The organism is Rhizobium sp. BT-226 (genome assembly GCF_025847085.2).
GTDB classification, from domain to species: Bacteria; Pseudomonadota; Alphaproteobacteria; order Rhizobiales; family Rhizobiaceae; genus Rhizobium; species Rhizobium sophorae.
On record NZ_JAOYTI010000003.1, the window covers coordinates 1,072,516 to 1,080,362 of the forward strand.

8 protein-coding genes are annotated in these 7,847 nt (G+C 58.7%); 7 read left to right on the forward strand and 1 reads right to left on the reverse strand.

All coding sequences use genetic code 11. From position 1 onward, the window contains the following. Both OIU37_RS24540 and OIU37_RS24545 read left to right on the forward strand, forming a co-directional pair. Entirely contained in the window at positions 1-702 is a 702-nt protein-coding gene (locus OIU37_RS24540) for a ribulose-phosphate 3-epimerase (RefSeq protein WP_264258875.1), read from the forward strand. A gap of 116 nt (positions 703-818) precedes the next feature. Then, positions 819-1,784, forward strand: a complete 966-nt coding sequence (locus OIU37_RS24545) for an ROK family protein (protein WP_264258876.1) — start codon at positions 819-821, stop codon at positions 1,782-1,784. Between the two features lie 30 nt (positions 1,785-1,814). Here OIU37_RS24545 and OIU37_RS24550 read toward each other — a convergent pair whose 3' ends face one another. Continuing rightward, the gene (locus tag OIU37_RS24550; protein ID WP_264258878.1) at positions 1,815-2,828 is read right to left on the reverse strand and encodes a substrate-binding domain-containing protein; all 1,014 of its coding nucleotides are present in this window, start codon (positions 2,826-2,828) and stop codon (positions 1,815-1,817) included. Between the two features lie 268 nt (positions 2,829-3,096). On the opposite strand from OIU37_RS24550, the gene OIU37_RS24555 reads away from it, so the two are divergent. The 5 genes from OIU37_RS24555 to OIU37_RS24575 all read left to right on the forward strand — a co-directional run. Beyond that, positions 3,097-4,359, forward strand: a complete 1,263-nt coding sequence (locus tag OIU37_RS24555) for an ABC transporter substrate-binding protein (RefSeq protein ID WP_264258879.1) — start codon at positions 3,097-3,099, stop codon at positions 4,357-4,359. A 69-nt stretch (positions 4,360-4,428) separates the two neighbouring features. Beyond that, on the forward strand, positions 4,429-5,415 hold the full coding sequence (locus OIU37_RS24560) for a carbohydrate ABC transporter permease (protein ID WP_264258880.1): 987 nt from the start codon (positions 4,429-4,431) through the stop codon (positions 5,413-5,415). Continuing rightward, positions 5,415-6,245, forward strand: coding sequence for a carbohydrate ABC transporter permease (locus OIU37_RS24565; RefSeq protein ID WP_003550173.1), 831 nt, complete (start codon positions 5,415-5,417; stop codon positions 6,243-6,245). Before OIU37_RS24560 ends, OIU37_RS24565 begins: the two co-directional genes overlap by 1 nt. An 11-nt stretch (positions 6,246-6,256) precedes the next feature. Beyond that, positions 6,257-7,282 carry an ABC transporter ATP-binding protein gene (locus tag OIU37_RS24570; protein ID WP_264258881.1) on the forward strand — a complete coding sequence of 342 codons (1,026 nt, stop codon included), beginning with the start codon at positions 6,257-6,259 and terminating at the stop codon, positions 7,280-7,282. Positions 7,283-7,344: 62 nt separating this feature from the next. After that, a partial coding sequence (locus tag OIU37_RS24575; RefSeq protein ID WP_264258882.1) for a ThuA domain-containing protein occupies positions 7,345-7,847 on the forward strand: 503 nt, incomplete at its 3' end.

Below are 7,847 nucleotides of genomic sequence, written 5' to 3' on the forward strand. Positions count from 1 at the left end.
ATGACGACCCCCTCCAAGACCTGGATCGCCGGTCTTCCGAAAGACCGCCTGATTGCCGAATTCTCCGTCTGGTCGGCCGATCTCCTACGTCTGGCGGACGATCTGGCACGCATCGATCCTTACGTCGACATTCTCCACATCGATGTCGCCGATGGCCACTTCGCACCGGCAATGTTGTTTTTCCCCGATCTTGTTGCCGGTGTGCGCAAAGTGTCCTCGCGCCCGATCCATGTTCATCTGATGGTCGCCGACAGCATCCTCCTGTCGCAGATCGAGCAGTTCGCCGATGCCGGCAGCGACCTGATCAGTCTCCATGTTGAAAACGAAAGTGTCGCCGCCGAGGCTCTTGATCTTCTCGATCGCCGCGGCGTCGCAGCCGGCATGGTGCTGAAGGTCGATACCCCTGTCGAACGCGTCGAGAAATACGCTTCCCGGCTGAGCTTTGTGACGCTGCTCGGCACGGCGATCGGCGTGAAGGGCCAGGGCCTCGACGAGAAGGCCGGAGCGCGGCTTCGGCAGACAAAGCAAGTCATCGCCGGTTGCGGTGCGGCGCATCGGATTGTGCTTGCGGCCGACGGCGGTATTCGCGAGCACACCGTGCCTCTTCTGCATCAGTCGGGTGCGGAGACGGTCGTTCTCGGCTCCCTGGCTTTCAATGCGCCATCGCTCGACGAGCGGATGGCATGGCTCCGCGCACTCTAGAGCGGTTCAGCTTTTCACGGAAGCGCAGAACCGCTCTATCCTTTTGTTTTTACGCAATTCCGGACGGAAAACCGCTTCGCACCTTTCCTGGAATTGCTCTAACTCATGGTCTTCACATGCAGCAGATTGCCATTGGAATCGACCTCGGTGGGACGCAGGTGCGCGCTGCCCTCGTCGACGAGCAGGGCCGGATTCTGGCGCGTGCAGCCGAACCAACGGATGCGCTGGCAGGGCCTGACCGGGTGCTCGACCAAATCTGCGGCCTGACAGATGGACTGCTTGCAGCATCGAACCCCGCTTCTGTGGCGGGCGTCGGCGTATCCGCTCCGGGTCCACTCGATACGGTCGCCGGCGTCGCCTCGAATATCCCGACCCTCTCCGGCTTTGTCGATTTTCCGCTGAAGGCGGAATTGCAGAAGCGGTTTCCGTTTCCGGTCAACCTCGAGAACGATGCTATTGCCGCTGCCATTGGCGAGTGGCAGTTCGGAATTGGCAAGGGATTTGATAACCTGGTCTATGTCACCGTGAGCACCGGCATTGGCGGTGGCGTTGTTTCGGACGGTCGCGTGGTGCGCGGCCGCAAGGGCATGGCAGCCCATATCGGGCACATGTCGGTCGTGCCGAACGGAGAGCTTTGCCCCTGCGGCAACAGGGGTTGTTTCGAGGCCTACGGATCCGGAACGGCTTTTGCGCGCCGCGCCCAGATGAGGGCGATGCAATCCAACGGGACGGCGATAGGCAGCGATGGCCGCGCCATCGACAGCCGCAGCGTTTTCGCGGCCGCCAGAAATGGCGATCGTCTGGCAAATCAACTGATTGACGAGGAAGCGGAAATTCTCGGTCGCGGCTTCACCAGCCTGATCCATATCTTCAGTCCCGATATCATCGTGATGGGAGGAGGGCTTTCTCACGAATTCGACCGGCTGCAGCCCGGCATTCAAGCCTACATCACGCAATGGGCAATGCCGGCATTCAAGGATGTCAAGGTGGTGCTGGCAGCATTGGATCAGAACTCGGGCCTCGTCGGCGCAGCGGCTCTGGCGTTTCTGAGCGGCAAGGTACCTGCGATCGATCAGCTTTAGAGCCTTTCCGTATCGAGAGGTTGCTCTCCGTCAGGGCGGCGGGGCGGTACTTTCCCTCAGGATCAGTTCGACTGGCCACAATTCGTGGACCTCATCCACGGCACGTCCAGCGATAAGCTGTAGCGTCAGCTCAGCGCAGCGCGTGCCCGCGGCACGCATGGACGATCGTGTTGTCGAGAGCGACGGCACCATGTTTTCTGCCGTCAGATAAGGGAAAACGTCGTCATGGGCGATAACCGACACATCCTGACCCACGGTCATCCCAAGCGAACGGACGGCACGGTAAACACCAAGCGCTGTCATCGTGGAACCGGCAACGATGGCGGTCGGCGCATTCGCGCTCTCCAGAAAAGAGCGGGCATGACGGAAGCCGCTCTCGTCGGAGAATTTATCGCAGACCATCAGGTTGGGATCGACGACGAGCCCACGCTCCTGATGGGCAATCCGAAAACCATGTTCGCGATGGATCGAATACGTCTTGCCCCGCAGTCCATTGATCATGGCAATGCGCCGGTGCCCGAGATCGAGCAGGTGTTCGGTGGCTCTACGCACGGCATTTTCATTATCGATATCGAGCCACGCGTGAACGTGCTCGGTCTCCGAGCGGCCGTGAACCAGGAAAGGCAGGCCCAAGCTGTTCAGCAGCTCGATCCGCGGGTCCTTGGGGCGAGGCGAATGAATGATCACTGCATCCACTCTGCGACTTTCGACCAGGCGTCGGTAGGCCTGCATTTCGTCGTCATCATTGTGCGCGGTAATAGGCGTGATGAGAATATCGGTATCGGCCGTTTCCAGGCGCTGCGCCATCCCCGACATGAATTCAGCGAAATGGATTTCTCCCGAACGCGCCATCATGACGCCTATCGCTCCGGCTCTCCCGGTCTTTAGCCGCACGGCATTGATATCGGGGCGATAGCCAAGCCGCATTGCTTCGCTCGCAACCCGGGCGCGCGTGGATTCGCTCACTTCGGGATAGCCGCTGAGCGCACGGCTGACCGTCGTCGGAGAGAGCCCAAGCTGCTTTGCAAATTCACGAAGTTTCATCGGATGTCTTCTTTGTCCCGGCAATCAATGGAGGAAGCGTCGGCGATGCGCAACGGGCAAGTCTCAATCCGGCAAAAATTGAAATCGGTTTCAATTTTGTTGTTTTGAATCTCAGCTCGCAGGGGTAAAAAATACCTCCCATCACTGTATATCGGCCATTTTCCCATCAGAATACAACTGGGGATCGTTAATCGTGTTGGCTTGACGCCTCTGCGACCTTCTGCAATGGTTTGGTGGCCAAATCGATTTCAATTTCTGGGAGGAGATCATGAAAAAGTTTGCTTTAGCTTTGTCGGCACTCAGCGTCGCTATCGCTGCCGGCTCTGTCCGTGCCGCTGAAATTTCGTTTGCCGCAAATACCACCGGCAAAAACGTCGAATTCCTTCACAACCAGCTCGCAATTTTCGAGAAGAATACCGGCAATCATGTCAAGCTCGTCACCATGCCGTCATCGAGCAGCGAGCAGTTTTCCCAATATCGCCTGTGGCTTGCTGCTGGAAACAAGGACGTCGATGTCTATCAGACGGATGTCATCTGGGCACCGCAGCTTGCCGACCAGTTCGTAGATCTGAAGGAAGCAGCCAAAGACGTGGTCGGCCAGTTCTTCCCGTCGATCATCGCGTCTCAGACTGTCAATGGCCGGCTTGTGGCGCTGCCGTTGTTTACCGATGCTCCAGCGCTGTTTTACCGAAAGGACCTGTTAGAGAAATATGGAAAACAGCCGCCGAAGACCTGGGACGAGATGGCAGCAACCGCCAAAGAGATTCAGGACAAAGAACGCCAGGCCGGACAGAAGGACCTCTGGGGCTACGTCTTCCAGGGCAATTCCTACGAAGGGCTTACCTGCAACGGACTGGAATGGGTGAAGTCGTCGGGCGGCGGCCAGATCGTCGAGCCGGACGGGACGATCTCGATCAATAACGAGAAGGCGGCAGCAGCGCTTGAACGGGCCAAGGGCTGGATTGGCACGATCTCACCGCCAGGGGTGCTCGCATATCAGGAAGAAGAATCGCGCGGCGTCTGGCAGACCGGCAACGCCGTCTTCATGCGCAACTGGCCTTATGCCTATTCTCTCGGAAACGGTGCCGACAGCGCGGTGAAGGGCAAGTTCGACGTGATGACGCTACCGGTTGCGGCCGTCGGCGATAAGCCGTCTTCGACACTTGGCGGCTGGAACCTGGCGGTTTCGAAATATTCCGAAAAGCAGGACGCAGCGGTCGCGCTGGTCAAATTCCTGGCGTCGAAGGACGTTCAAAAGGCACGTGCCATCGAACTCTCCAATTTGCCGACCCTGACGGATCTCTATGACGACAAGGATGTCGCTGCCGCGCAGCCCTTCATGCCGAACTGGAAACCCATTTTCCAGGACGCGGTGCCACGCCCTTCGGCGACGGCCAAGATAAAGTACAATGAGGTGTCCTCGAAGTTCTGGACTGCAGTGCACAATACCTTGTCAGGCAGCGGCTCAGCTGCCGAGAACCTCGAGCTTCTCGAAGTCGACCTAACGACCCTCAAGGGCGACGCTTGGTGAGTATTCCGACCGGCGGCTGTCAGGCCGCCGGTCCGGTCTTCGGACGCGCCGACGAGGGATAGACGTTTCATGAGCGAAATCGTAGTTCCACAAGCAATCAAGCCCAGGGTTTCCCATTTCAGAGCCACCACGGAGTTGCGGTCCGAGCGCATTCGATCGGCATGGATGTTTCTGGCGCCGACGCTGTTGATCTTGGCAATCGTCGCTGGCTGGCCGCTGTTCAGAACGATCTATTTCAGTTTTACGAATGCGTCGCTGAACGACCTTGGCAATGCGCAGTTCGTCGGCTTTGACAATTATTTGTCTTGGGTAACACTGAAGAGCGGAAGGACCGTCTATCGCGGGCTGCTTGCCGATCCGGTCTGGTGGAATGCCGCCTGGAACACCGCCAAGTTTACCGTCCTTTCGGTGGTGATCGAGACCGTGCTCGGGCTGATCGTCGCCTTGGTGCTGAACGCACGGTTCGTCGGGCGTGGGATCGTACGGGCTGCAATCCTCATTCCTTGGGCGATCCCAACAATCGTCTCAGCAAAGATGTGGGCCTGGATGCTCAATGATCAGTTCGGCATTCTGAACGATATTCTGCTCGGCTTTGGTCTTATCAGCGAGAAGATTGCCTGGACCGCCAATCTGGAAACGGCGATGATCGCAGTGCTGATCGTCGACGTCTGGAAGACGACGCCCTTCATGGCGCTTCTGATTCTTGCGGGACTACAGATGGTTCCGGGAGACATCTATGAGGCTGCCAAGATCGACGGCGTCAATCCGGTCAAGGTTTTCTGGCGTCTGACACTGCCGCTGATCCGACCGGCCATCATGGTTGCCGTAATCTTCCGGATGCTGGATGCGATGCGCATCTTCGACCTGATCTATGTACTAACGCCCAACAATGCGCAGACGAAGACCATGTCGGTCATGGCGCGTGAGAACCTGTTCGACTTCGACAAGTTCGCCTACGGCGCCACCGCGTCAACGGTGCTTTTCCTCATCATTGCCTCCGTAACCGTCCTTTATATCTGGCTCGGTCGCGTCAAGCTCGGCGGGGAGGAACGTTGATGCTGCTTTCGATCGCCAAGAATACGCTCTTCTACCTGCTCGTCACAATCATCGTCATCATTGCGGTATTTCCGTTCTACTATGCAATCCTTACGAGCCTGAAGACCGGCACGGCCCTTTTCAAAGTCGATTATTGGCCGACCTCGATCTCCTTCGGCAACTACACTTCCGTGATGGGCCAGGGCGGTTTCGTCCGCAGTCTGGCAAATTCCGCGATGATCGCTTGCGTCGTGGTTTCAGCATCCTTGCTGCTTTCGATCACCGCTTCGTTCGCTTTGGCCCGGGTGCACTTCCGCGGGCGGGCACTGTTGATGTTGACCATCCTCTCGGTGTCGATGTTTCCGCAGATTGCCGTTCTTGCGGGCCTCTTCGAACTCATCCGCTGGATCGGCATCTTCAACACACCCTTCGCGCTGATCTTTTCCTACATGATCTTCACGCTCCCCTTCACCGTCTGGGTGCTGACGACCTTCATGCGGGAATTGCCGATCGAGATCGAGGAGGCGGCGATCGTCGACGGCGCCTCACCATGGGTCATCATCACCCAGGTGTTCATGCCGTTGATGTGGCCGGCGCTGGTGACGACCGGACTGCTCGCCTTCATCACCGCCTGGAACGAGTTTCTTTTCGCGCTGACGTTCACATCGTCGGATACGCAGCGAACCGTCCCAGTGGCGATCGCCCTGCTTTCGGGCAACAGCGAATTCGAGATCCCCTGGGGCAACATCATGGCGGCTTCGGTGATCGTCACCGTGCCGGTCGTCGTGCTTGTTTTGATATTCCAGCGCCGGATCATTTCGGGGCTGACCGCCGGCGGCGTCAAGGGTTGAGGGAGTAGGACATGGCAGAAATCCGACTGGAGAATATCCGCAAGAGCTTCGGCGCTTTCGAGGTGATCAAAGGCGTGACGATGGACATCCGCCGGGGTGAGTTCATGGTGTTCGTGGGGCCATCGGGATGCGGCAAGTCCACGCTGCTGCGGCTTATCTCCGGGCTCGAGGACATCACATCGGGAACCCTCTCCTTCGACAACAAGACGGTGAACCAGCACGCGCCGTCGAAGAGAGGGATCGCCATGGTGTTCCAGTCCTACGCGCTCTATCCGCATATGACGGTCTTCGACAACATGGCTTTCGGCATGAAACTTTCCGGGAGCACCAGAGACGAATGCCGCCAGCGTGTTGAACAGGCTGCCGGCATGCTGCAGCTCTCCCCCTACTTAGACCGCTTGCCGCGGCAGCTTTCCGGCGGGCAGCGTCAGCGCGTCGCAATCGGCCGGGCGATCGTACGCGATCCCAAGGTCTTTCTCTTCGACGAGCCGCTGTCCAACCTCGATGCGGCGCTTCGCGTCGCGACGAGGCTGGAAATCGCGAAGCTTCATCGCAACATGCACGACACGACGATGATCTATGTGACCCATGACCAGGTCGAGGCTATGACACTCGCCGATCGGATCTGCGTGTTAAGGGACGGCGTCGTCGAGCAGATCGGCTCGCCGCTGGAACTTTACGAAAGCCCCAATTCGGTCTTCGTTGCCGGCTTCATCGGTTCGCCGAAAATGAATTTCCTCTCGGGCGGGCCGGCGCAACCCTATGATAGCCATACGATTGGCGTGCGCGCAGAGCATGTTCGCATCACGCCCGAGTCGCCCGTTTGGAGCGGCACGGTCATCCATTCAGAAATCCTCGGCGCCGATAGCTTCGTCTATCTGGATATCGGGGCGGATGAGCCGTTCGTCGTGCGGGAAGCCGGTGTCTCCCGCCACGCGCCCGGCCAAACACTTGGCCTTGTGCCGCTTGCCAGCCACGTTCACCGTTTCGACCGGTCGGGCCGGGCGCTTGAGCGAGCATCCATGCGGGCTGCCTGATTTTCCCAGGGTCGATGTTCCTCCCAAGGCTCGATCCGTTTTTAACTATAAGGAGAGAAGACGTGACCATTCGCACCGTTGTGTGGGGAGAGAATATCCACGAGAATACCAACGAAATCGTCCGGGGGATCTATCCCGAAGGCATGCACACGACGATCGCCAACGCGCTGAACACCGATCCAAGTATCTCGGCGACGACGGCGACGCTGCAGGAGCCGGAACACGGCCTCAGCGAAGCCCGCCTTAATGAGACCGACGTCTTGACCTGGTGGGGCCACAAGGATCACGGCGCGGTCTCCGACGTCGTCGTCGAGCGTGTTGCCAAGCGCGTCTGGGAAGGCATGGGCCTGCTGGTGTTGCATTCCGGCCATTTCTCCAAGATCTTCAAACGGCTGATGGGCACGCCCTGCGCGCTGAAATGGCGCGAGGCGGGCGAGCGCGAGCGTCTGTGGACGATCAACCAGCGCCATCCGATCGCCGCCGGCATCGGCGAGCATTTCGAGCTTGAGAACGAGGAAATGTACGGCGAGCAGTTTTCGGTGCCGGAACCGCTCGAAACGGTGTT

What these genes read in the sequence shown, in the direction of transcription:
- OIU37_RS24540 (WP_264258875.1), top strand. Translation starts at nt 1, where the DNA reads ATGACGACCCCCTCCAAGACCTGGATCGCCGGTCTTCCGAAAGACCGC.
- OIU37_RS24545 (WP_264258876.1), top strand. Translation starts at nt 819, where the DNA reads ATGCAGCAGATTGCCATTGGAATCGACCTCGGTGGGACGCAGGTGCGC.
- OIU37_RS24550 (WP_264258878.1), bottom strand. Translation starts at nt 2,828, where the DNA reads ATGAAACTTCGTGAATTTGCAAAGCAGCTTGGGCTCTCTCCGACGACG.
- OIU37_RS24555 (WP_264258879.1), top strand. Translation starts at nt 3,097, where the DNA reads ATGAAAAAGTTTGCTTTAGCTTTGTCGGCACTCAGCGTCGCTATCGCT.
- OIU37_RS24560 (WP_264258880.1), top strand. Translation starts at nt 4,429, where the DNA reads ATGAGCGAAATCGTAGTTCCACAAGCAATCAAGCCCAGGGTTTCCCAT.
- OIU37_RS24565 (WP_003550173.1), top strand. Translation starts at nt 5,415, where the DNA reads ATGCTGCTTTCGATCGCCAAGAATACGCTCTTCTACCTGCTCGTCACA.
- OIU37_RS24570 (WP_264258881.1), top strand. Translation starts at nt 6,257, where the DNA reads ATGGCAGAAATCCGACTGGAGAATATCCGCAAGAGCTTCGGCGCTTTC.